This is a genomic window from Enterobacter ludwigii (genome assembly GCF_001750725.1).
Classification (GTDB): Bacteria; Pseudomonadota; Gammaproteobacteria; order Enterobacterales; family Enterobacteriaceae; genus Enterobacter; species Enterobacter ludwigii.
In genome coordinates this window covers 3,260,841-3,282,831 of the sequence record NZ_CP017279.1, presented here as the reverse complement: position 1 = coordinate 3,282,831, position 21,991 = coordinate 3,260,841, and the positions used below count along the sequence as shown (strand labels likewise).

22 protein-coding genes are annotated in these 21,991 nt (G+C 57.2%); 10 read left to right on the top strand and 12 right to left on the bottom strand.

The window, feature by feature from the left end; all coding sequences use genetic code 11:
* The first annotated feature begins 145 nt into the window (after positions 1–145).
* The 6 genes from BH714_RS15425 to BH714_RS15400 all read left to right on the top strand — a co-directional run bounded on the left by BH714_RS15425 (position 146) and on the right by BH714_RS15400 (position 6,075).
* Positions 146–460, top strand: coding sequence for a PTS sugar transporter subunit IIB (locus BH714_RS15425; protein WP_014830072.1), 315 nt, complete (start codon positions 146–148; stop codon positions 458–460).
* Between the two features lie 11 nt (positions 461–471).
* Positions 472–1,797 (top strand): PTS cellobiose transporter subunit IIC, encoded by a 1,326-nt coding sequence (locus BH714_RS15420; RefSeq protein ID WP_014168008.1) that lies wholly within the window; start codon positions 472–474, stop codon positions 1,795–1,797.
* A 17-nt stretch (positions 1,798–1,814) separates the two neighbouring features.
* A complete protein-coding gene (locus tag BH714_RS15415) occupies positions 1,815–3,197 on the top strand; it encodes a glycoside hydrolase family 1 protein (RefSeq protein ID WP_020882721.1) in 1,383 nt (460 codons plus the stop codon).
* Positions 3,197–3,499 carry a PTS lactose/cellobiose transporter subunit IIA gene (locus BH714_RS15410; RefSeq protein WP_014168006.1) on the top strand — a complete coding sequence of 101 codons (303 nt, stop codon included), beginning with the start codon at positions 3,197–3,199 and terminating at the stop codon, positions 3,497–3,499. The genes BH714_RS15415 and BH714_RS15410 overlap by 1 nt, the downstream gene beginning before the upstream one ends.
* 138 nt (positions 3,500–3,637) lie before the next feature.
* Positions 3,638–5,017: a carbohydrate porin gene (locus BH714_RS15405; RefSeq protein ID WP_014168005.1), complete on the top strand. Its 1,380-nt coding sequence runs from the start codon at positions 3,638–3,640 to the stop codon at positions 5,015–5,017.
* A 152-nt stretch (positions 5,018–5,169) separates the two neighbouring features.
* Entirely contained in the window at positions 5,170–6,075 is a 906-nt protein-coding gene (locus BH714_RS15400) for a DMT family transporter (RefSeq protein WP_020882723.1), read from the top strand.
* 39 nt (positions 6,076–6,114) lie between these two features.
* On the opposite strand, the gene nepI is transcribed toward BH714_RS15400, so the two are convergent.
* The 10 genes from nepI to ivbL all read right to left on the bottom strand — a co-directional run bounded on the left by nepI (position 6,115) and on the right by ivbL (position 16,458).
* Positions 6,115–7,305 carry a purine ribonucleoside efflux pump NepI gene (nepI, locus tag BH714_RS15395; protein ID WP_040018352.1) on the bottom strand — a complete coding sequence of 397 codons (1,191 nt, stop codon included), beginning with the start codon at positions 7,303–7,305 and terminating at the stop codon, positions 6,115–6,117.
* Between the two features lie 164 nt (positions 7,306–7,469).
* Positions 7,470–7,922 (bottom strand): DUF1198 domain-containing protein, encoded by a 453-nt coding sequence (locus BH714_RS15390; RefSeq protein ID WP_014167992.1) that lies wholly within the window; start codon positions 7,920–7,922, stop codon positions 7,470–7,472.
* Positions 7,923–8,108: 186 nt separating this feature from the next.
* Complete coding sequence (locus BH714_RS15385; protein WP_040018351.1) at positions 8,109–9,113, bottom strand: alpha/beta fold hydrolase; 1,005 nt, start codon at positions 9,111–9,113, stop codon at positions 8,109–8,111.
* A gap of 154 nt (positions 9,114–9,267) precedes the next feature.
* On the bottom strand, positions 9,268–10,659 hold the full coding sequence (uhpT, locus tag BH714_RS15380) for a hexose-6-phosphate:phosphate antiporter (protein ID WP_020882733.1): 1,392 nt from the start codon (positions 10,657–10,659) through the stop codon (positions 9,268–9,270).
* A gap of 132 nt (positions 10,660–10,791) precedes the next feature.
* A complete protein-coding gene (uhpC, locus tag BH714_RS15375; protein WP_014167989.1) occupies positions 10,792–12,111 on the bottom strand; it encodes an MFS transporter in 1,320 nt (439 codons plus the stop codon).
* A complete protein-coding gene (gene uhpB, locus BH714_RS15370) occupies positions 12,104–13,609 on the bottom strand; it encodes a signal transduction histidine-protein kinase/phosphatase UhpB (RefSeq protein WP_025206526.1) in 1,506 nt (501 codons plus the stop codon). Before uhpB ends, uhpC begins: the two co-directional genes overlap by 8 nt.
* Positions 13,606–14,199 (bottom strand): transcriptional regulator UhpA, encoded by a 594-nt coding sequence (uhpA, locus tag BH714_RS15365; protein WP_040018349.1) that lies wholly within the window; start codon positions 14,197–14,199, stop codon positions 13,606–13,608. Before uhpA ends, uhpB begins: the two co-directional genes overlap by 4 nt.
* A gap of 73 nt (positions 14,200–14,272) precedes the next feature.
* On the bottom strand, positions 14,273–14,560 hold the full coding sequence (gene ilvN / locus BH714_RS15360) for an acetolactate synthase small subunit (RefSeq protein ID WP_014167986.1): 288 nt from the start codon (positions 14,558–14,560) through the stop codon (positions 14,273–14,275).
* A 3-nt stretch (positions 14,561–14,563) separates the two neighbouring features.
* Entirely contained in the window at positions 14,564–16,252 is a 1,689-nt protein-coding gene (gene ilvB, locus BH714_RS15355; RefSeq protein WP_032680034.1) for an acetolactate synthase large subunit, read from the bottom strand.
* A gap of 107 nt (positions 16,253–16,359) precedes the next feature.
* Complete coding sequence (gene ivbL, locus BH714_RS23740) at positions 16,360–16,458, bottom strand: ilvB operon leader peptide IvbL (RefSeq protein ID WP_071605430.1); 99 nt, start codon at positions 16,456–16,458, stop codon at positions 16,360–16,362.
* Positions 16,459–16,983: 525 nt separating this feature from the next.
* Here ivbL and tisB point away from each other — a divergent pair.
* From tisB to emrD, 4 genes are all read left to right on the top strand, one after another.
* The gene (gene tisB / locus BH714_RS23730; RefSeq protein ID WP_020684667.1) at positions 16,984–17,073 is read left to right on the top strand and encodes a type I toxin-antitoxin system toxin TisB; all 90 of its coding nucleotides are present in this window, start codon (positions 16,984–16,986) and stop codon (positions 17,071–17,073) included.
* A gap of 64 nt (positions 17,074–17,137) precedes the next feature.
* Positions 17,138–17,584, top strand: a complete 447-nt coding sequence (locus BH714_RS15345; protein ID WP_040018340.1) for a GNAT family N-acetyltransferase — start codon at positions 17,138–17,140, stop codon at positions 17,582–17,584.
* Between the two features lie 62 nt (positions 17,585–17,646).
* The gene (locus BH714_RS15340; protein ID WP_020882736.1) at positions 17,647–18,480 is read left to right on the top strand and encodes an EamA family transporter; all 834 of its coding nucleotides are present in this window, start codon (positions 17,647–17,649) and stop codon (positions 18,478–18,480) included.
* A gap of 175 nt (positions 18,481–18,655) precedes the next feature.
* A complete protein-coding gene (emrD, locus tag BH714_RS15335; protein WP_020882737.1) occupies positions 18,656–19,840 on the top strand; it encodes a multidrug efflux MFS transporter EmrD in 1,185 nt (394 codons plus the stop codon).
* Here emrD and BH714_RS15330 read toward each other — a convergent pair.
* On the bottom strand, positions 19,743–20,831 hold the full coding sequence (locus BH714_RS15330; RefSeq protein ID WP_052445459.1) for a cellulase family glycosylhydrolase: 1,089 nt from the start codon (positions 20,829–20,831) through the stop codon (positions 19,743–19,745). The genes emrD and BH714_RS15330 overlap by 98 nt on opposite strands.
* Positions 20,832–20,916: 85 nt before the next feature.
* A complete protein-coding gene (gene dsdC / locus BH714_RS15325; RefSeq protein ID WP_040018338.1) occupies positions 20,917–21,843 on the bottom strand; it encodes a DNA-binding transcriptional regulator DsdC in 927 nt (308 codons plus the stop codon).
* Positions 21,844–21,991: the final 148 nt, after the last annotated feature.

Genomic DNA, 21,991 nt, shown 5'->3' with positions numbered 1-21,991 from the left:
ATGTGACATGCATCTGGTTAATTAGCGTCATAAGTAGTGGATCTTGATGGTTGTCACACTTCTGTCTTTTATAAATGGAAACCGGTTTCCGTATAATGTCCAATCATCCTCGCAATAACTTTTTACATTTAGAGGATGGTTGTCGATGTTCAAGATTATGCTGTGTTGCTCTGCCGGGATGTCCACCAGCCTGCTGGTCAGCAAAATGGTTGATGTCGCGAAAGAGCGCGGGTTGCCGGTAAAAATAGACGCGTATGGCGTTTCCGAATTTGATACGCAGTTTCCGCAGTACCAGGTTGTCCTTCTCGGACCCCAGGTGAAGTACATGTTACAGACACTCTCAGACAAGGCGGCTACAAAGGGCATCCCGGTCCAACCCATCGACATGATGGATTACGGTATGCAACGTGGCGATAAAGTACTGGACTATGCTCTGTCGCTCATCGAAGCGGCACACTAAAAGGTGTTCACATGAGTTCGTTATATCAATCAATGGTCGCGGTTATTGAGCAGTCAATTACCCCGCTGGCCGCGAAGCTCGGCCAGCAAAAGTATGTGATTGCCATCCGCGACGGCTTTACCGCCGCGCTGCCGTTTATGATCATCGGCTCGTTTATGCTGGTGTTCATCTTCCCGCCCTTCTCCGCGGATACGACAAACAGCTTTGCCCGCGGCTGGCTGGATTTCTCCCAGACTTACCGTGAACAGCTGATGCTGCCGTTCAACCTCAGCATGGGCGTGATGACGTTCTTCATTTCGGTGGGGATTGGTGCAAGCCTGGGGCGTCAGTTTAACCTCGATCCGGTGATGTCCGGTCTGCTTGCCTTTATGGCCTTCCTGCTGGTGGCAGCTCCGTATGCCGACGGCAAGATCTCGACCCAGTACCTCTCCGGCCAGGGGATTTTCACCGCGCTGATCACCGCCATCTACTCCACCCGCGTGTATGCGTGGCTGAAGCAGAACAACGTGACCATCCGTCTGCCGAAAGAAGTGCCGACCGGTGTGGCGCGTTCGTTTGAGATCCTGATCCCGGTCATGGTGGTGATCGGTACCCTGCACCCGCTGAACCTGTTTATCGAAGCACAAACCGGGATGATTATCCCGCAGGCGATTATGCACCTGCTGGAACCGCTGGTCTCTGCGTCTGACTCCCTGCCTGCCATTCTGCTCTCCGTGCTGCTGTGCCAGATCTTCTGGTTTGCCGGTATCCACGGCTCGCTGATTGTCACCGGCATCATGAACCCGTTCTGGATGGCCAACCTGTCCGCAAACCAGGCGGCACTGGCGGCTGGCGCGGCGCTGCCACACGTTTACCTGCAGGGATTCTGGGACCACTACCTGCTGATTGGCGGCGTCGGCTCCACGCTTCCGCTGGCCTTCCTGCTGCTGCGCAGCCGCGTCACACACCTGCGCACCATCGGCAAAATGGGCGTTGTGCCCAGCTTCTTTAACATCAACGAACCGATTCTGTTCGGCGCGCCAATCATCATGAACCCAATGCTGTTTATCCCGTTCGTGTTTGTTCCGCTGGTGAACGCCTGCCTGGCGTACGGCGCCACCAAAATGGGCTGGCTGGCACAGGTGGTGTCGTTAACCCCGTGGACGACCCCGGCCCCTATTGGCGCATCGTGGGCAGCAAACTGGGCGTTGAGCCCGGTGGTGATGTGTCTGGTGTGTATGGTGATGTCAGCGCTGATGTACCTGCCGTTCCTGCGTGCTTACGAGCGTACGTTGATGAAAAACGAAGAGCAGAAAGCCCAGGCAACCGTCGGTGCCGCTGAAACAGCAAGTCATTAAGTCAAAGAGGAAAGGTCATGAAATACGCATTTCCCGATAATTTCTGGTGGGGCAGCGCAAGCTCCGCCCTCCAGACCGAAGGGACACGAGAGGGTGAAACCACCTGGGATTACTGGTTTGCCCGCGAGCCGAACCGTTTTCATAATGGCGTGGGACCGCAGCACACCTCCACGTTTTATCAACACTGGAAAACGGACATTCAGCTGTTAAAGCAGCTGAACCACAACAGCTTTCGCACCTCGATTAGCTGGGCGCGCCTGATCCCCGACGGTATCGGTGAAGTGAACCCGGAAGCGGTCGATTTTTATCATCAGGTCATTGATGAGCTGATTGAACAGGGTATTACCCCGTTTATCACCCTGTTCCACTTCGACATGCCGATGGCGATGCAGGAGATTGGCGGCTGGGAAAACCGCAACGTGGTGGACGCTTACGCCCGTTATGCGCAGATTTGCTTCGATCTGTTTGGCGATCGCGTGCTGCACTGGTTTACCTTCAACGAGCCGATTGTGCCGGTGGAAGGTGGCTATCTGTACGATTTCCACTATCCCAACGTGGTGGATTTCCGTCGTGCGGCCACCGTGGCGTATCACACCGTGCTGGCGCATGCGCAGGCGGTACGCGCTTACCGTGCCGGGCACTACGCCGGGGAGATCGGTATCGTACTGAACCTGACACCGTCCTATCCGCGCTCGCAAAACCCGGCTGACGTCAAAGCGGCACACATTGCGGACCTGATGTTTAACCGCAGCTTCCTTGACCCCGTCCTGCGCGGCGAATACCCGGCGGACCTGGTGGCGTTGCTGAAATCTTACGATCAGCTCCCCGCCTGCAAACCGGAAGACAGTTTCCTGATTGCGGAAGGAAAAATCGACCTGCTCGGCATTAACTATTATCAGCCGCGTCGCGTGAAATGCCGTGACAGTGCGGTGAACCCACAGGCCCCGTTTATGCCGGAGTGGTTCTTTGATAATTACGAAATGCCTGGCCGCAAGATGAATCCATACCGTGGCTGGGAAATTTATGAGCCGGGTATTTACGATATTCTGATTAACCTGCGCGACAATTACGGTAACCCACGCTGTTTTATTTCTGAGAACGGTATGGGTGTCGAAAATGAACAGCGCTTTATTGAGAATGGTCAGATAAACGATCAATACCGCATCGATTTTATTTCCGAACATTTGGCCTGGCTGCATAAAGGTATTAGCGAAGGGTGCCAGTGTCTTGGCTACCATATGTGGACCTTTATTGATAACTGGTCGTGGTGTAATGCGTATAAGAATCGCTACGGATTTATCCAGCTCGATTTAACTACCCAGCAGCGCACCATCAAGAAAAGCGGCGAGTGGTTTGCCGCCACCGCATTAAATAACAGTTTTGACAGAGAGTCAGTGTAATGATCGCATTAGAAGAAGCCGTAATGGAAATTATCGTCAACGCCGGTCAGTCGCGTAGCCTGTGCTTTGAAGCCCTGCACGCGGCGCGTCAGGGCAACCTTGACGAAGCCAAAAGCCTGCTGCGTGAAGCCGATGGCTACGCGCGCCAGGCGCACAAAATGCAGACCAAACTGATCGAACAGGATGCGGGCGAAGCCCGCCAGCCGATGACCTTAATAATGGTTCACGCGCAGGATCATTTAATGAATTCCCTGCTGGCACGTGAATTATCCGAAGAAATAATCCATTTATATCAGAGATAATGTATGGCGAAAAAACGTTAATGTAATCACTCTGTACCTAAAATAGAAATCCACTTGTTCTGATGATAGCGACAAACTCTGTCAGATCGGAGCGGGATGGTTATTGTCTGAATAAAATTAAACTATATTGAGATAACCATGAATTATATTAAAAAACTTCCATTAACCATGGCGGTTGTCGCCGCGCTTTGCCCAATTTCTGTACTCGCACAAGAATTTACGCAAGAGCAAATCGACGCCATCGTGGCGAAAGCGGTAGACAAAGCGCTGGCCGAACGGCAGGCCAAAATGGACGCCGCCGTCGCGAAAAAAGCGGACGTGGTCACCGAACCGCAAAGCGCGGCGCAATCACCGGACCTCGCGATTCCGTTTGGGGTTAAATTTACCGGCTATGCCCGCTACGGCGCGCACTTCCAGGCAGCCGATCAGAAATACGTGGCGGTAGACGGTTCCTATAACGGCGCATCCGCAATCGGTCGTCTGGGTAACGAAGGCAACGGCGGTGAATTCCAGCTCTCCAAAGCCTTCAAGGGCGACAACGGTGCCATCTGGGACATCAACGTGATGATCGACCACTGGGGCGACGAGGTTAACCTGAAAAAAGCCTATGCCGGTGTGACCAACATTATGGCCTCCAACCCGAACGCCTATTTCTGGGCCGGCCGTGACTTCCACCAGCGTCCACAGCAGGGTATCAACGATTACTTCTGGATGAACCACGACGGCCAGGGTGCCGGGGTGAAGAACTTCGACATCGGCGGCGTGCAGTTTGACGTTGCCGCGGTGGCCGCGGTGGAATCCTGTAGCCCGGAAGTGATGGAAGATGAGGCAAACCCGTCGCGCATTACCTGTACCGGCGGTTCCGGCACGGGCGACAAGGGTAACTACGCTGCGACCTCTAAAATCCACGGCATGAAAGTCGGCCCGCTGGATCTGGAGCTGTACGCGAACTACGGTTTTGACTCCAAAGCCATTGAGAGTGAAGAGCGTCTGAAGGCCTGGCAGGGCGGCGTGGTGCTGAGCCACACCAACGACAGCGGCGTGAATAAGGTGATTGCCCGTTATTCTGATAACGCGGACAACAGCGTATTCAACAAAACCGAAGATCTGACCACGGTCTACGCCAGCTTCGAAGGGCTGTACAAATTCACCCAGGCCACGCAGGTGGAGTACATCCTCGCCTTCCACGACTACGACAACAGCCGCGATAAAACCGACAACCGTAAGAACTACAACGCCATCGTGCGTCCGATGCACTGGTGGAACGACGTTCACTCCACCTGGCTGGAAGCGGGCTGGCAGCACGTGGATTACGACAATGGCGGTGATAACAAAGGCTGGAAGCTGACCCTGTCGCAGAACATGTCCATCGCCATGGGGCCAGAGTTCCGCCCAATGCTGCGCTTCTACGTGACCGGCGGCAAAGTGGATAACGAACGCACCGCCCGTGTGAACGGTACAAAAGATGAGACGCTGGATGATTTCAACGTCGGCGCGATGTGGGAAGCGTGGTTCTAAGCAAGGTAAAAGCAAAACGGCAACGCACGTTGCCGTTTTTCGTGTTTGCACCCTCTCCCTGTGGGAGAGGGCCGGGGTGAGGGCATCAGGCCACACCGCACCCGGCAAGACCCATGTTATGCTACACAAAAACCAACATAACAGGGGAGAACATGGGTTCCACACGTAAAGGAATGCTCAACGTTCTGATCGCCGCCGTTTTATGGGGCAGCTCAGGGGTTTGCGCGCAGTACATCATGGAGAAAAGCCAGATCTCGTCCCCTTACCTGACGATGATTCGCCTGCTGTTTACCGGCGTCATCTTGCTGACCCTCTCCTTCGTTCATGGCGACAAGATTTTCTCAGTCATCAAACATCGTAAAGACGCCCTCAGCCTGCTGTTTTTCTCGCTGGTTGGTGCGCTCACCGTCCAGCTCACCTTCCTGCTGACGATTGAAAAATCCAACGCGGCGACGGCCACCGTGCTGCAGTTTCTCTCGCCAACGATCATTGTCGCCTGGTTCGCGCTGGCGAGGAAAAAACGTCCCGGCGTGTTTGTTTTATCCGCCATTTTGACGTCACTTGTCGGCACCTTCCTGCTGGTCACCCACGGCGATCCAACCTCGCTCTCCATCTCTCCTGCCGCCCTGTTCTTCGGTATCGCCTCGGCCTTTGCCGCCGCGTTTTATACGACCTATCCGTCGACGCTGATCGCCCGCTACGGCACGCTGCCGATTGTTGGCTGGAGTATGTTAATCGCGGGGGTCGTGCTGACGCCATTCTACGCCGGACGCGGGACCACCTTCGTGATTGATGGCAGCCTGCTGCTGGCGTTTTTCTATCTGGTGGTGATTGGCACGGCGCTGACGTTCAGCCTGTATCTGAAAGGCGCGCAGATGATTGGCGGGCCGAAGGCGAGCATTCTGAGCTGTGCCGAGCCGCTGAGCAGCGCCCTGCTGTCGGTGATTTTGCTTGGGGTGGCGTTTACGCTGCCGGACTGGCTGGGCACGCTGTTGATTGTGTCGTCGGTGGTGCTGATTTCGATGGATTCGAGAAGACGGGTTCAGACATCGGCGTAGCCTGATATCCCCTCTTCCCTGTGGGAAGAGGGGATTTACTTATTTTGCTTTCACCTTCCCCGCCACCAGCAGCGCGGTCAGCAGCATCAGGGTTCCTGAAATCACCAGCGGTGACGTCAGCCCCAGATGGTCCAGCGCAACGCCGCCAATCGCCGCACCGCAGGTGTTCGCCAGCTGGATCACCGCGACCTGAATCGACCCGGCTTTTTCCGCCTGATCGGCGAGCGAGCGGGTGATCCACGTCGACCAGCCCACCGGCACCAGCGCAAAAGCAAAGCCCCAGATAATCGCAATCGCCGACGCAACCCACTTATCGCTGCCCCACAGCACCAGCACCGCAGCGCTAATTGCCAGCACCAGCGGCGCGCCCGCCAGCGCCACTTTCAGGGAACGCTTCAGGAACGCGGACGACAGCGAGGTGCCGACAAAGCTGGCGATACCGAAGCTCAGGAGCACCAGCGTCAGGCCATCCACATCAAACCCGGCCATGTTCATGAATACCGGGCGGATATAGGTGAAGAAGGCAAACTGTCCGGCAAATGCCATAAAGATGGCGGTCATCCCCGCCAGCACGCCCGGGCGCTTCAGCAGGCTGAACATATTCTGTTTATGGTGTGCCGCCTCCCCCGGTAAGGACGGCAGCGCTTTCCAGACCCAGAGAATGCATTGCCCCCCCATCACCGCGGCAGCGTTAAAGACGTTACGCCAGCCGATGATCCCGCCAAGGAAACTGCCCAACGGCGCAGCAATGACCAGCGCAATCGAAACAGCACCAAAGATCACGGAGAGGGCTTTCGGCACGGCGCGCGCGGGAACCAGACGCATGGTGAGCGAGGCCGACATCGCCCAGAAGCCGCCTAATCCCAGCCCCAGACAGGCGCGACCCAGCAGCAGCAGGGTGAAGTTATTGGCAAAAGAGACCAGCAGGCAGGAGAGCGTCAGCAGCACGCTGAACAGAATGACCACTTTACGGCGGTCGATGGTGCCGATCACCTGGGTAATAAACAGGCTCGCGAACATCGCCACAAAGGCGGTCACAGTGACGGACTGCCCCGCCACCCCTTCGGAAATGCCCAGATCCTGTGCCATCGGCGTCAGCAGGCTCACCGGCAGAAACTCAACGGTAATCAGGCAGGCAACGCAAAATGCCACGGAGAAAACCGCCGACCAGTTGGGGCGAGTGACCTCCTGGGTCTGCGGTCTGGGCGTGGGCTGAATGTGTTCTGTCATGGCGTCACCTGAGATAAAAACGTTCGGAAAAGTCGCGCAGTTTATCATCAAAAGTGTGACGGATTTAACGATTTGACAACTTTTGTCGTTTTTATCGGGCAGCGCGCACCTGTAAGACCCGCTAAGCACAGCGCCACCGGGACCGGCGGCAGGAGCAGGTACTATCAATGCAAATAAAACACGCCCTCTTCCGGCAGGAAAAGCTGGTTATAGCGCAACTGGAAGGCGTTTAGCTCCTGCGGATCGGGCTCCATCTCGCGCATAAAACCCAGCGTCAGACGGACCTGCGCGTCCGTGATCGGCGCGGCCAGACGGGCTTTACGCAGCATACGGTGCCAGGCAAGCAAATTCTCTTCACTGCCGTCGACAATGCAGACCTGCCAGATCAGCAGCACCTGGGCCGCGTTTTGCAGATGCGCCTCGTCCGGGCGTTCAAGGTAGCGGATAAACTCATTGCCGGGCGTTTTACCGAACTGATCGATCATCGATTCTACAGGAACCGGGGTGATCCCCAGCCGCTCGCTCAGGCGTTTAATTGCGCGACGTGAATCTGAGGTCAGGACCCGAAATCCCACCACAAACACCACGGCAAGCGTTGCCAGCATTATCCAGACCATGCGTTCTCCTCTACGTCAGCCGCTCATCATAGCGGGAAACGCGCGGCGTCGACAGCGGGCAAGGCCATAATAGTGCAGTGAAAAAAGGTGGAAAATCGTTATGAGGGCAGCGCCAGGTATGCTGGCGAGTAGTGTGCGGAAGACAGCCCGCGAAGAACGGGCTGCGGGGCTGTTGCTTTAGACCGGTCAGCGTGCCTGCAGCCCTTTCAGCAGCGCGTCATGGAAGCGCTGAGGGTCCTGCATCTGTGGCGCATGGCCCATGTCGTTAAACTCAACCAGCGTCGCATGCGGAATACGTTTTTCCGTCTCCTTACCCAGTACTGCATAATTGCCCAGCGTCTTGCGGATCGCCGGCGGGGCGAGGTCTTTCCCGATGGCGGTGTTGTCTTTGGTGCCGATCATCAATAATACCGGCATCTTCAGTTCACCAAATTCGTAGATCACCGGCTGGGTATAAATCATGTCGTAGAGCAGGGCTGAGTTCCAGGCGACACGCGTTTTGCCCGGCCCATTGTTCAGCCCGGCCAGCATCGTCACCCAACGCTCATACTCCGGCTTCCATTCCCCGGCATAGTAGGTATTTTTCTCGTACTGACGAATACCATCGGCGCTGGTTTTAAGTTCACGCTGATACCACTGATCGACCGTAATATGCGGTACGCCGCGGGCTTTCCAGTCTTCTAAACCAATCGGGTTGACCATCACCAGCTGTTCCACTTCCTGCGGCCACATGAGCGCGTAGCGGGTCGCCAGCATGCCGCCGGTCGAGTGCCCAATAACCGTCACGCGATCGACGCCGAGCTGCTTAAGCAACGCGTGGGTGTTATCCGCCAACTGCTGGAAGGTGTACTGGTAATGCTCGGGTTTGGTGGATTTACAAAAACCAATCTGGTCTGGTGCCACCACGCGGTATCCGCTGGCGGAAAGCGCGCGGATAGTCCCCTCCCACGTTCCGGCGCAGAAGTTTTTACCGTGCATCAGCACCACGGTGCGGCCGTTGGGTTTTTCTGGCTTAACGTCCAGATAGGCCATATCAAGCGGCTGATGTTGCGAGGTAAAGGTGAAATGCTTAACCGGCCAGGCGTAATCAAACCCCTCCAGCTTCTCGCCGTACGTCGGCGTATCCGCCGCCAGGGCGGGGGAGGCAAGCGCCACCAATAGCGCAAGACAGGATAGTCGTCGGTTTACCATGCAAGCTCTCCATAACAAAACGGACAAAAGCCGCGGGGTGCGGCAGCAAAATTAAAATGTAGAGCATTGCAGGGAGCGGGTCTGTAAAGGGGGGTAAAGGTGGGATGTAAAAAAAAGCCCGGCGGTCAACCGGGCAAAGAAGTTACCTGCACACTCAGGCTACTTTTAATTTCTGCATCCGATTTTCACGGCGGATCTTACGTTCTTCCAGCACCGCGACCATCGCCATCAGGACGATACAGCCGATGGCGGCGGCATCCAGCGCGGCAAAGGTGCCCGCCCAGCCGGTGAGGCCGAAAATCGGCGTACCGTCGGCGATCATACCCAGACCCAGCTTGGCGAAGCTGTCACCGATCAGGTAGGCGAAGGTGCCTTTAATTCCATCGGCAGCGCCGATCGCTTTTTTCGGTACGAAGCCGACTGCTGCCACGCCGATCAGCAGCTGTGGACCAAACACCAGGAAGCCGAGCGCGAACAGGGACGCCAGGTAAACGTACTGGTTGCTGGCGTGCTGGTAGACGCCGAGCGTGGCGATAATCAGCGCCAGCGCGACGCAGGCCACCAGCGCGCGGCGACCATTGGCGAGGTCCGAGAGCCAGCCCCACAGCAGCGTGCCGACCAGCGCGCCCACTTCGAACAGGGTGAAGCCCTGAATCGCGACTTCTTTGGAGAGCTTCAGCTCCTGGAAGGCATACACGGTCGACCACTGGTCGATGCCGATGCGCACCACGTACAGGAAAATGTTTGAGAAGCACAGCAGCCAGATCACTTTGTTTTTCAGCACGTACTCAACAAAGATCTGCCATTTGGACATCTCGTTTTCTTCGGTCTCTTTGTCCTCTTCGCTGATCTCCTCGCCGAACAGCTCTTCGGCTTTGCCGAGGCCGTACGATTCCGGTGAGTCGCTGCCGTAGCGCAGGCCAATAAAGCCGACGATCAGGGCGATAATCGACGGGAAGATAAACATGCCGATCACGTGGCCGTCGAAAAGGTAGTTTGCGCCGAACAGCGCCACGCCTGCCGCACCCGCCCCGCCGAGGTTGTGGGAGATGTTCCACATGCCGAGGTACGAACCACGCTTGCGGCGAGGGGTCCATTTGGTGATGGTGGAGTAACTGCACGACCCGCCGGTACTCTGGAAGAAACCGCTCAGGGCGTAGAAGGCGATCATCATGAACAGGCTGACGGAGCCCGCGCCCATGCTGGCACTGAAGCCGAGCATACAGATGGCGGAGAGGATCAGCATAAACGGCAGGAACTGCTTGGTGTTTTTGCCGTCCGCGTAGTAGGAAACGACGGTTTTACCCACGCCGTAAGTGATGGAGAAGCCCAGGCCAATCATCCCCAGCTGCGTCATGCTCAGCCCGTAGGTTGAGATCATGTCGTTCTGCGCGATGTTAAAGTTTTTGCGGATCAGGTACATGGTCAGGTAGCCGATAAAGACCACCAGGTAAGACTGCATGAACGGTTTGAACCACATTTTACGCCGCACATCGAGCGGCAGATCCAGGGTCGGTTTGCGCACCTGATTTAAGAAGGCCAGCATGATTGGTTTACTCCTGAGCTGATTTTTGCAGCATTGTAAAAACCAGCCGGGAGCGACGCCTGAGACAGCGTCCAGGTGAAACCAGGAAAATTTCTTAGTTTTGCGCTATTTGGGATGAAAAGGTGAAGCACATCACGCTTCGTGTGCCTCGCGCGGTGCCTGCGCATGCAGGAACGGCAGCAGCAGCAGGGCCGAAATTCCTGCCGCGATGGCGATCACGGCGAAGAAACCGCTCCAGTGCCAGACGTCGATCACCCGCGCCAGCGGCCAGCCGGAGAGCGAAGCGCCAAGGTAAGCAAATAGCCCGACAAAGCCCGTCGCTGCTCCCGCGGCGTCTTTGTGTGAACACTCCGCCGCCGCCATGCCGATCAGCATCTGCGGGCCAAAGACGAAAAAGCCGGTGGTGAAGAAACACGCCGCCTGCATCACGTAGCTGGCAAACGGCATCAGCCATAGCGAACCAACGGAAAGTAAAATCCCGGCGGCGAAGATCAGGTTCATCGGCCCGCGGTTACCGTTGAAGAGCTTATCCGAGCCCCAGCCCGCCACCAGCGCGCCGATAAAGCCGCCCAGCTCGAACATCGTCACCGCCGAGTTGGCGGTCACCAGATCGACGCCCAGGGTTTCGGACATATACAGATTGCCCCAGTCGTTGATCGCCGCACGCACCACGTAGACCAGCACGTAGCAGAGGGAGAGTAACCAGATATAGGGATTTAACAGCACATATTTGGTGAGGATCTCTTTACGCGTCAGCCCTGCACCTTCCTGCTGTTGAGCGACTTCCATCTCATCGTGCCGCCAGTCGCCTACCGCGGGCAAGCCCACGGTTTGTGGCCTGTCACGCAGTCGCCAGCAAAGAAACAGCCCGGCAACGATCGCCAGCCCGCCGGCAATCATCATTCCCGTGCGCCAGCCGTAGTGCAGCGCCGCCGCCCCGACCACCATCGGAATAAGCGCCCCCCCGACGTTATGCGCCGTGTTCCAGATAGCCCACCAGCCGCCACGCTCGTTGCGCGAGTACCAGGCGGTAAGCAGACGGGCACACACCGGCGCGCCCCATCCCTGGAAAAAGGCGTTCAACGCCCACAACAGCGCAAAGGCCCATAGCGAGGTGGAGAAGCCAAACAGAATGTTCACCACCCCGGTGGCAATGAGTCCAGAGCCCATAAAATAACGGGCATTCGAGCGGTCGCTGACGATACCGGAGAAGAACTTCGACAGGCCGTAGGTGATGTAAAACAGCGTCGCCAGCAGGCCAATATCGGTGCGTGTCATCACCCCGCTGGCGAGGATTTCCGGCGCGGCGGCATTGAAACTTTTGCGGGTAAAGTAAAAAAGCGCATACCCCAGCCAGATGGTGATCAGGATATGGCGACGCCAGTAACGATAGCGGGCGTCAATTTCACGTTTATCGTTTAGCGGGGCGGCATTCGCCGGGGTTTTAAACATGCTGACTCCTCAGCGGTAAACTGACGCTGACGCGCGTGCCGTGGGTGCAGGAGATCGTCAGGGTGCCGCCCAACGCCTTGACGCGCTCACGCATGCCCGCCAGGCCAAAACCCAGCTGGCCGGAGCCCGGCGGCAGACCGCAGCCATCATCTTCAATCACCAGCATCAGGCGTTCATCCTGTTGCCATCCCTGCAGCGTTACCGCGCTGGCGCTGGCGTGCTTAACAATATTATTCAGCCCTTCCTGACAGACGCGGAACAGCGTGACGCGCTGGCCCTCGCTCAGCAAAGATTCATTGATGCGCCAGTCAAGATGGCTGACGATCCCGCGGCTTTCCAGCTCCATCTCGCGCATCAGAGACCGTACCGCCTGCTCAAGCGTAAGATCGTCCAGCTGGCGCGGTCGCAGCCTGCCAAGCAGTCGCCGCACCGAGTCATACACGCCAAGAGAGAGCTGTTCGATATGTGCCCCGCCCTGCTTTACGCCGGCGTTTTCGGCCGCCAGACGCTGAACGATGCCTGCCTGAGTGCGAATGGCGGTAATGGTCTGGCCGATGTCGTCGTGCAACTCGCGGGCCACCTCCTGCCGGACGCTCTCTTCCGTTTCCAGCAGGCGTTCTGCCAGACGGCGATTACGCGCCAGCTCGGTTTGTAATGAGTGGTTAAGTTCACGCAGTCGCTGAATCCCGGCCCCCAGCAGCAGCCCGGTCAGGCTCTGGGCCAGCAGGGAGAGCAGTAAATCGACGGGGTGATCGTGCCAGGTCTGGCTGGCAATCAGCGCGATAGCGTTCATCAGGGTGGCAATCAGCGCGCCCTGCCAGCCGTAGTGCCACGCAAGGGCAATAATCGGCAACGCCAGGCAAAACGGGGTAAAGCGCGACAGCTCATCGGGCAGGCCAAGCTGCAGCCACAGGCTGATCGCAAACAGCAGCAGATACCAGATAAGATGCCGGGCGCGCCAGTTTACCGGCTGAGAGACCAGCGCCGGTCCGAGCGGCTGCCAGACGGTACTGGTGAGGTAGTGCCAGATAACCAGACAGGTGGGAGCCAGCGTCAGACCGCCGGTCAGCGTCAGCAGAAGGGCGTTAAGCATCTCCTCCTCGCCGGTCCAGGGCAGGGACTGCAACAGCGCGGCGGCAATCAGCGCAGCCCCCTGACGCAGCAGCGTGCGCCAGTCGCGCTGGTGACGATAACGGGAGATCAGCGCCACCGGGATCAGCGTGAGTACGCTGCCCGTCACCAGTAAAGGCAAGTGCGCCAGCGCCACCTCCTGCGCCAGCCAGACCAGCATCAGCCATTCGGCGCCCAGCAGTACCGGCCAGAAACCTCGCGGGCATTGCAGCATCAGCCCCAGACGCAGGCCAAACGGGAAAAGCAGCACCGCCAGCTCCGGGCGTTCAACCAGATGCAGGCTGATACTCCACAGGCAGAACCAGGCGGCGGAGAAAATGGAAAAACTGGCAGCAACGGCGATCAGCCGTGAAAACAGCGGGTTCATTGCCAGCTGTCGAACATGCGGCGCGCCAGTTCAACGTCATTACTGACGCCGAGTTTTTCCATCAGGTTAGCGCGGTGAACGTGAACGGTTTTTGGCGACAGCCCCAGGTCCATGGCAATCTCTTTCACCGACATCCCCTGCGCCAGTTTTTCTGCCACCTGACGTTCGCGTCGGGTGAGTGGGTCCTGTCGCCCTGCCGCCAGCTTGATGGCGATATCCGGCGTCAGGTAGCACCCGCCGGTGGAGACCGTGCGCACGGCAGCGATCAGTTCGTCCGGGCTGCAGCGCTTGGAAAGAAATCCACGTGCGCCTGCGTTCAGTGCCTGCTCAACCAGCGCCGGGCTGTCATGGACCGAGAGCATCACGATCGCCATCCCTTTCGGTAACTGGCTCAGCAGCTCGAGTCCGGAGAGATCCGGCATCGAGATATCGCAGATACAGACCTGGACACCGCGCCCGGGCAAACCTGCCAGCGCCTCGCGACCGGAGCCGAACTCCGCCACCACCTGAAAATCAGGCTCAAGGTTCAGCAGCTGGGCAAATCCGGAGCGGACGATGAGATGGTCGTCGATAAGGGCGATGGTGGTCATGGCGCGTTCCTGGCGGGTTAAAAAACGCGCTTACCTTAACGATAAGCGCGTGGGGGTTCAAGCTTTGCGCTATTTACTCGAAGAACACCGCAATTTTGTTAAACATGGTGGGATCGGACTGGTTGCGCACCACTTTCTCGACATCTTCCAGCTTGTCGATCTGCGCAATCATCTGCTCCAGACGCTGATCGTCATTCACCAGTAGCCAGATGCGGCTGTGCTCGCTGCCCTGAATGGGCAGACAGAGGATACCTTCCACGTTAAACGCGCGGCGGGCAAAGAGCCCACAGACGTGCGTCATCACGCCAGGGTGGTTGCGGACGGTGAGTTCCAGAATGACGTTATCATGTTGTTTCTGCATGGCTTATTCCCCCACCATCTCTGTATTTGCCGCACCTGGCGGCACCATCGGGTACACTTTTTGTTCAGGATCGATACGCACGTGGATCAGCGCCGGGCCAGGATGAGAAATCGCCGCCTGCAGCGCCGCATGAGGGTCCGCTTCGGCGTTCAAATCGCAGGTATGCAGGCCAAAACCGGCGGCAATCTGCATAAAGTTAATCGTTCCTGGATAGGTCGCGGCAAACACGCCCTGCGTATAGAACAGACTCTGCTGCTGGTGCACCAGCCCCAGCGCCTGGTTGTTCATCAGGATGATTTTCACGTCTAACTGGTTTTCGGCTGCCGTCGCCATTTCCTGAATGTTCATCATCAGGCTACCGTCACCGGAGAAGCAGATCACCTTGCGATCGGGATTGGCCAGCGCCGCGCCCACTGCCGCCGGCAGGCCAAAGCCCATGGTCCCCAGCCCACCCGAGGTCAGCCACTGACGCGGACGGTTCAACGGGTAGGCCTGGGCGGTCCACATCTGGTGCTGGCCCACGTCGGTGGTGATAATCGCGCTGTCATCAACGCAGGCGGCCACGGCGTTAATCAGTCCGTAATGGCTCAGCGGGTCCCCCTCGGTTGGGATAGCGCCCGGGAACTCTTTTTGCAGATCGGCAACCAGCTGACGCCAGTCGGCGCGATCGGAAGCGTCCGTTTGCGGAATCAACTGCGCCAGCACCTCGGCAACATCACCCTGAATCGCCACATGCGGCTGCTTGATTTTACCCAGCTCGGCACGGTCGATATCCACATGAATGATTTTGGCGTTCGGGCAGAACTGCTCGGTCTTGCCAATCGCCCGGTCATCAAAACGTGCACCCAGAACAATCAGCAAATCCGCTTCTTGCAGAATGTAGTTCGTGCTGCGCGCGCCGTGCATCCCCAGCATACCCAGCGACAGCGGGTGCGCTTTTGGCAACATACCCAGCGCCATCAGGGTCATGGTGGTGGGCAGGCTGGCTTTCTCTGCGAGCTGGCGTACCGCGTCGGAGGCATTAATCGCCCCGCCACCCAGATAAAGCACCGGGCGTCTGGCGGCGTTAATCATCGCCGCTGCAGCCTGCACGCTCTCTGCGCTGAACTGCGGCGCTGGCGCACGTTCACCCGGCTCCGGCAGCACGTCAATCTCGATCTCTGCGGTCTGAACATCCTTAGGAATGTCTATCCACACCGGGCCGGGACGGCCGGATTGCGCAATACGGAACGCATCGCTGATAACCTGAGGAAGCTCGGCGATATCGCGAACTAAATAGTTATGTTTAGTGATGGGGATAGAGATGCCGTAGGTATCCACTTCCTGAAACGCATCGGTACCGATCATGGAGGACGGCACCTGGCCGGTGATGCAGATCAGTGGAATTGAGTCCAGGCGCGCGTCGGCGATAGCGGTGACCAGGTTAGTCGCACCCGGGCCACTGCAGGCCATACAGACCGCGGGTTTGCCCTGCGTACGCGCCATACCCTGAGCGATGAAACCCGCGCCCTGCTCGTGACGCGCCAGAACGTGACGAATCTGCGTGCTTTGGCTTAACGCATCATACAGCGGCAGCACCGTGCCGCCCGGGATCCCCGCAACCGTGGTGATGCCCTGTCGTTCCAGCAAATGAACGATTAACTGCGCGCCCGTGAAACGCGTTTTGGTGGATGTTGTGCCCGAACTTGCCATGCTCCAGTCCTTTTCTTCTGAGCCGACTTTCCGGGGAGGGTCCTTAAACGAAAAACCCCGCCCGGTTTGCGCCGGCGGGGTTTTGGATTCGTGTGTTGATCCAGTCCCTACGGCGCATTGCCGACGACCACCACCACACGCACGACGACCACTGCGGCTGGTTGCGCAGTTGCTAGTAGGGTCGAGGTGAACATGGATGCTGTCATTGGGGACCTGTGTTTGGAATCTATTGATAGAATTTATACAAACACAGCTTTTCGGGCATGACAATGGAAATATTTTCATCTGCGCAAAAATGCGTCGAAGATCACGTTTCGTTTGTTGCGTGCAGAAAACAAAAAACCTCGCCTGAGCGAGGTTTTTTTTCAGAGGTTTTGCGGTTGGTCGCCGCAGAACACACTGTGTTACGTCAACGCAAAAAGTATACGCGATCGAAGACGAACGCGCAATTCAGGCACGGATTTTGACGTTTTTGAGTATGGACCGCCTTCTGAATTTTGTCCAAAAAATACTGTTCATACATACAGTATTTATCTATACTGAGGGTGTTCGCAGTGAGCGAGGGGGCCGCAGTTCTACCGGCGCAACGAAGTCCTGGCTGAAACGGGTGGTGCCGTCAGTGCCTTAACCCCCTGAAGTGAGCACACTGTGTTACGTCAATCCAGGTGCTGGTCACAGGCGGCGGAAAGGTACGCCAGCATCGTGCTCCTTTTAACCAAAAGGAGACGCGTATGAGCGTAGTGGATATGGTGATACTTATCCTCAAACTCATTGTTGCTGTACTGCAACTACTTGATGCTGTCCTGAAATACCTTCGGTGATTCAGGTTCAAGTCGCACCTGAGAGGGGCGGGCAACCGCCCCTCTTTAATAACGAGGGAATGCTATGTCGCGTCTGTTAATTGAGCCTGTCACGCCAGAAGAACCAAGCTATATCGCCTTAAAGGCCGAAAGTATCGCATCGAATTTCAACATGCTGCGCCGGCTGGAAGAGAACTGGCAGCGCGGTGAAAACCGTTTTAACGCACCGGGCGAAAAGCTGCTGGGCGCCTTTTTGAACGGCAAGCTGGTGGGCGTATGCGGTCTTAACCGCGATCCCTTCAGCCAGCAACCGCGCGCCGGCCGCATTCGTCATCTCTACGTCAGCGAGAAGTGCCGCGGGCTGGGCATTGGTAAGCAGCTTCTGACCGTGGTAATGGCCGATGCCAGCATCTGGTTTGATTTTCTCAATACCCACGCGCCGGACGCTGCATACGGGTTTTATCATCAGGCGGGCTTTACGCTGGTCTCGGATGAACCACGGGTCACACACCGTCTGTTTTGCGCGGTGTGACCGGCTGGCAGCATCAGGTTGTGAATGTTACAGTTGAGTGACAATTCACCGCCAGATACGCCATGACCATTACCGTCTTCTGCATTTTACTGTTCGCCGCGCTGCTGCATGCCAGCTGGAACGCCATTGTTAAAGCCGGTACAGACAAGCTCTATTCAGCAATCAGCGTTAGCGGTTCCGCCGCGTTTATCGCCCTGGTATTACTGCCCTTCTCCCCACAGCCGTCTGCTGCCAGCTGGCCGTTTTTAGGGGTCTCCTGCGCGCTGCAGGTGGTGTACACGGTGCTGGTTGCAAAGACCTACCAGGTCTCCGATATGAGCCAGACCTATCCGCTGATGCGCGGTACGGCACCGCTGCTGGTGGCATTGATAAGCGTGCTGGTGCTGGGAGATAGCCTGTCATGGCTCGCGTGGTCCGGCATCGCCGTGATCTGCCTGTCGATTCTGGCTATGGCCATGAACGGCCGCATGACGTCGCGTAAGGGGGTCTGGCTTGCACTGCTCAATGCCTGTTTTATCGCCGGGTATACGCTGGTCGACGGCACCGGCGTGCGGTTATCAGACACCGCGCTGGGCTATACGCTGTGGACCTTCTTTATGAATGGCTTCTGTCTGCTCTTCTGGGCGATGATGGCACGCCGACGGGAAGCCTCCAGATACCTGCGTACGCACTGGAAAAAAGGGCTGCTCGGGGGGATCGGCACCATGGGCTCTTACGGGCTGGCGCTCTGGGCGATGACCCAGGCTCCGCTGGCCGTGGTCGCCGCCCTGCGTGAAACATCCATCCTCTTCGGGGCGCTGATCGCATTTGTGCTGTTAAAAGAGAAGGTTGCGGGCCTGCGTATCGCGGCCGCAGTGGGAATTGCGGGCGGGGCGATCCTGCTGCGCCTGGCATAAATCACTGGCAACATTAGTTGCCGATCTTGTTTACAAATCCTGCCTTTACCCCTTCTGACATTCATCACAGGAATGCTTAATTTGTCATCTCTCTGTGGTAGATTCCTCGCGCATTTATGGGAATGCGTAGTCACTTATTCTTTATTTCTCTCTTTTGGCAAAAGTATTCAGCGACATGAAAAAACACAGGAACGTTAACTTATTGTTGATGCTGGTGTTACTGGTGGCCGTCGGTCAGATGGCGCAAACCATCTACATTCCAGCGATCGCCGATATGGCAAAGGAACTTAACGTCCGCGAGGGCGCAGTACAGAGCGTAATGGCAGCTTATCTGCTGACCTATGGCGTTTCGCAGCTGTTCTATGGACCGCTGTCTGACCGCGTCGGGCGTCGCCCGGTGATTCTGGTGGGTATGTCCATTTTCATGGTGGCGACGGTGATTGCCATTACCACCCATAACCTGACCATATTGATTGCCGCCAGCGCCCTGCAGGGTGTCGGCACCGGCGTCGGAGGGGTGATGGCGCGAACCCTGCCACGCGATCTCTATCAGGGCACCCAGCTCCGCCATGCCAACAGTTTGTTAAATATGGGGATTCTGGTGAGCCCTCTGCTGGCGCCGCTGATTGGTGGCCTGCTCGATACGATGTGGTCCTGGCGTGCCTGCTACGCTTTCCTGCTGGTGCTGTGCGTAATTGTGACCTTCAGCATGGCGCGGTGGATGCCGGAAACCCGGCCAACGGACGCGCCACGCACCCGCCTTATCACCAGCTATAAAACGCTGTTCGGCAACGGCGCGTTTACCTGTTATCTGCTGATGCTGGTTGGTGGCCTGGCGGGTATTGCCGTGTTTGAAGCCTGCTCCGGCGTGCTGCTGGGTGCCGGGCTTGGCCTGAGCAGCATGGTGGTCAGTATCCTGTTTATTCTGCCCATCCCGGCCGCGTTCTTTGGTGCCTGGTTTGCCGGCCGTCAGAACAAGCGTTTCTCAACGCTGATGTGGCAGTCGGTGATCAGCTGCCTGCTGGCAGGTCTGATGATGTGGATCCCGGGACTGTTTGGCGTGATGACCGTCTGGACGCTGCTGATCCCGGCGGCGCTGTTCTTCTTCGGCGCGGGGATGCTGTTCCCGCTCGCCACCAGCGGCGCAATGGAGCCGTTCCCGTTCCTCGCAGGCACGGCGGGCGCACTGGTGGGGGGACTGCAGAACATCGGTTCCGGCGCGCTGGCCTGGCTCTCGGCGATGATGCCGCAAACTGGCCAGGCTAGTCTGGGGTTGCTGATGACGCTGATGGGGCTGCTGATTTTACTGTGCTGGCTGCCGCTGGCGTCGCGTGTTCCCCATCACGAGCAGCCGGTTTAACCGCATGATGGCCCGGCTTCTCGCCGGGCTTTTCACAAACAGGCGCGATCATGGCCTGCAGCAGCGGCTCTGGCGCTGGACGCCAGGCGCCCTCTTCCCCGTCGTAAAACTGAATATCCGCGTTGATAGCGTAGGGAACTTTGGCCTTTTGCAGTTCGCAGGCCATAAACGAGGCAAACGCCATTTGCGATGCGGTTGGGGTGAAGTGATTTGATTCACCCACGCCCCAGCCGCCCACCCAGCTGACGTGACCGGTTTTTTGCTGCCAGTGCAGCGCGGTCGCAATACGATTATGGATAGCCGCTTTCTCCGCCACCGTCCCGGACGTCCACGGATATTTACCGTTACTCTTTAGCGGACCCCACGGGAAAATGTGCCACTCCGCCAGCAGATAATTTTGGCTGTGCGCCGGGAGTTTCAGGCTGGAGAGATCCTCTGGCGCAGCCCGCAGATGTGGCGCGATGAAGATCATGCGATTAGCATCAATTGCATGAATGTCTTTGACGGTTTTCTCGTAAACCCGGTTAAGCGACGCGGCGTTATGGTTGAGCTTGTCCGCCGGTTCATAAATCAGGTCAAAACCCAGCAGGGGATAGCTTTGGCCGAAGTAGTGCGCCACGGCAATCCACCAGTTAATCACCTCTTTTTCCGTCTCGGCTTTCGGGTCGTTTTTATATTCATCGGCCTGATAAGCGATAATCGGGATCACCCCGTATTGCTCGCAGGCTTCCACCAGCTTACGCAGATGAATCAGCCGCGCCTCCGTCGGTTCATCGGCCACGCGGATACGCACATGGCTGATACCCTTCGCACGAAAATCGCGAACCACCAGCGGATCGAACTCCCGAATGCCGCGCTCGGTGCGCGCCCAGTCTACGTCCATCCCCACGCCCAGCTTTTGCGCATAAAGCGCAGCCGTCAGCGGTGGCTCAGCGGCAATCACCCAGCCGGAAGAGAACAGTAACGCAGTGGCAATCAAAGGCTTTAACACGGTGTACCTTGCGAGAAATCAAAAGCATTACCTGTATTTAGCACGCTTTTTCACATTTGGTGTAGCGCCAAAGCGTAATAATTCTTCAGCCAGCCAGTTCTCTCAGCCAGCTAATAAAGGCATCTATTTTCGGCCACTGTCGTCCTGGCAGGGTCGACATGTAGTAATGCTGATGGCATTTAAGCGTTTTCTCCCCAAACGGTGCAATCAACTCACCGCGTTCGAGCCGCTTTTGTACCAGCCGTTTTCGCCCCATCGCGACCCCGACATGGTTCATTGCCGCGACAATCGCTAAATCAGAACGATCGAAGCCAATGCCCGATGATGATGGCATGTTCACTGCAAAATGTGCCGCCCAGCTGAGCCATTCGTCGGTACCGGAATCGTTGCTCCAGGCCTGGCGATCGTGCAGGAGCGTACAGTGGCTGAGGTGGGCGGGATTTTTCAGCAGGTCATGTTCCCGGGCATACGCCGGCGAGCAGACGGGTAAAATCGCCTCGTCCATCAGGAAGTGATGCGTCAAATTGGCTGGCGGCGTATCGTCGAAATAGAGCGCCAGATCGATACCGGTTCGCTGCATATTGACGTTTTCATTGCCGGTCAGGATGGTCAGCGAGATCGCGGGATAACGCCGGGTGAAATCTACGAGCATAGGCACCAGCCAGCACTGGGCAATCGACGGGCGAGAGTAAACCGTCAACGTACCGGACAGCGCCTGGTTCTTGATATCCAGGATCTCCTGGTTCAACGTATCCAGCGACGATTTCAGCGTCCAGTAGACGCGTTTACCCTCCTGCGTCAGCTCCACTTTACGGTGGGAGCGGACAAACAGCGCTATCCCTAACTCCTCTTCCAGCAGGTTGATACGGTGGCTCACCGCACTGGGGCTGAGCGACAGCTCCTCCGCCGCCAGCGCGAAGGACTCGTGGCGGGCGGCCACTTCAAACGTATACATTTTTGACAGTTGCCAGCCGTTTAACAGCCGGTTTCGACCTTCATTTGCGTCATTCATCGCACTTCTCACACAGACTTTTGCTGCTCAGGATACCGCTCAAAGTTGAATTTATGTGAACCAAACACGCATTAAGTGCGCTTTTTTGAGTCCAGTCACGCGTTTGATCCAATCTGGCTCACCTGAAAGGCAATTTATATCGTTTGTC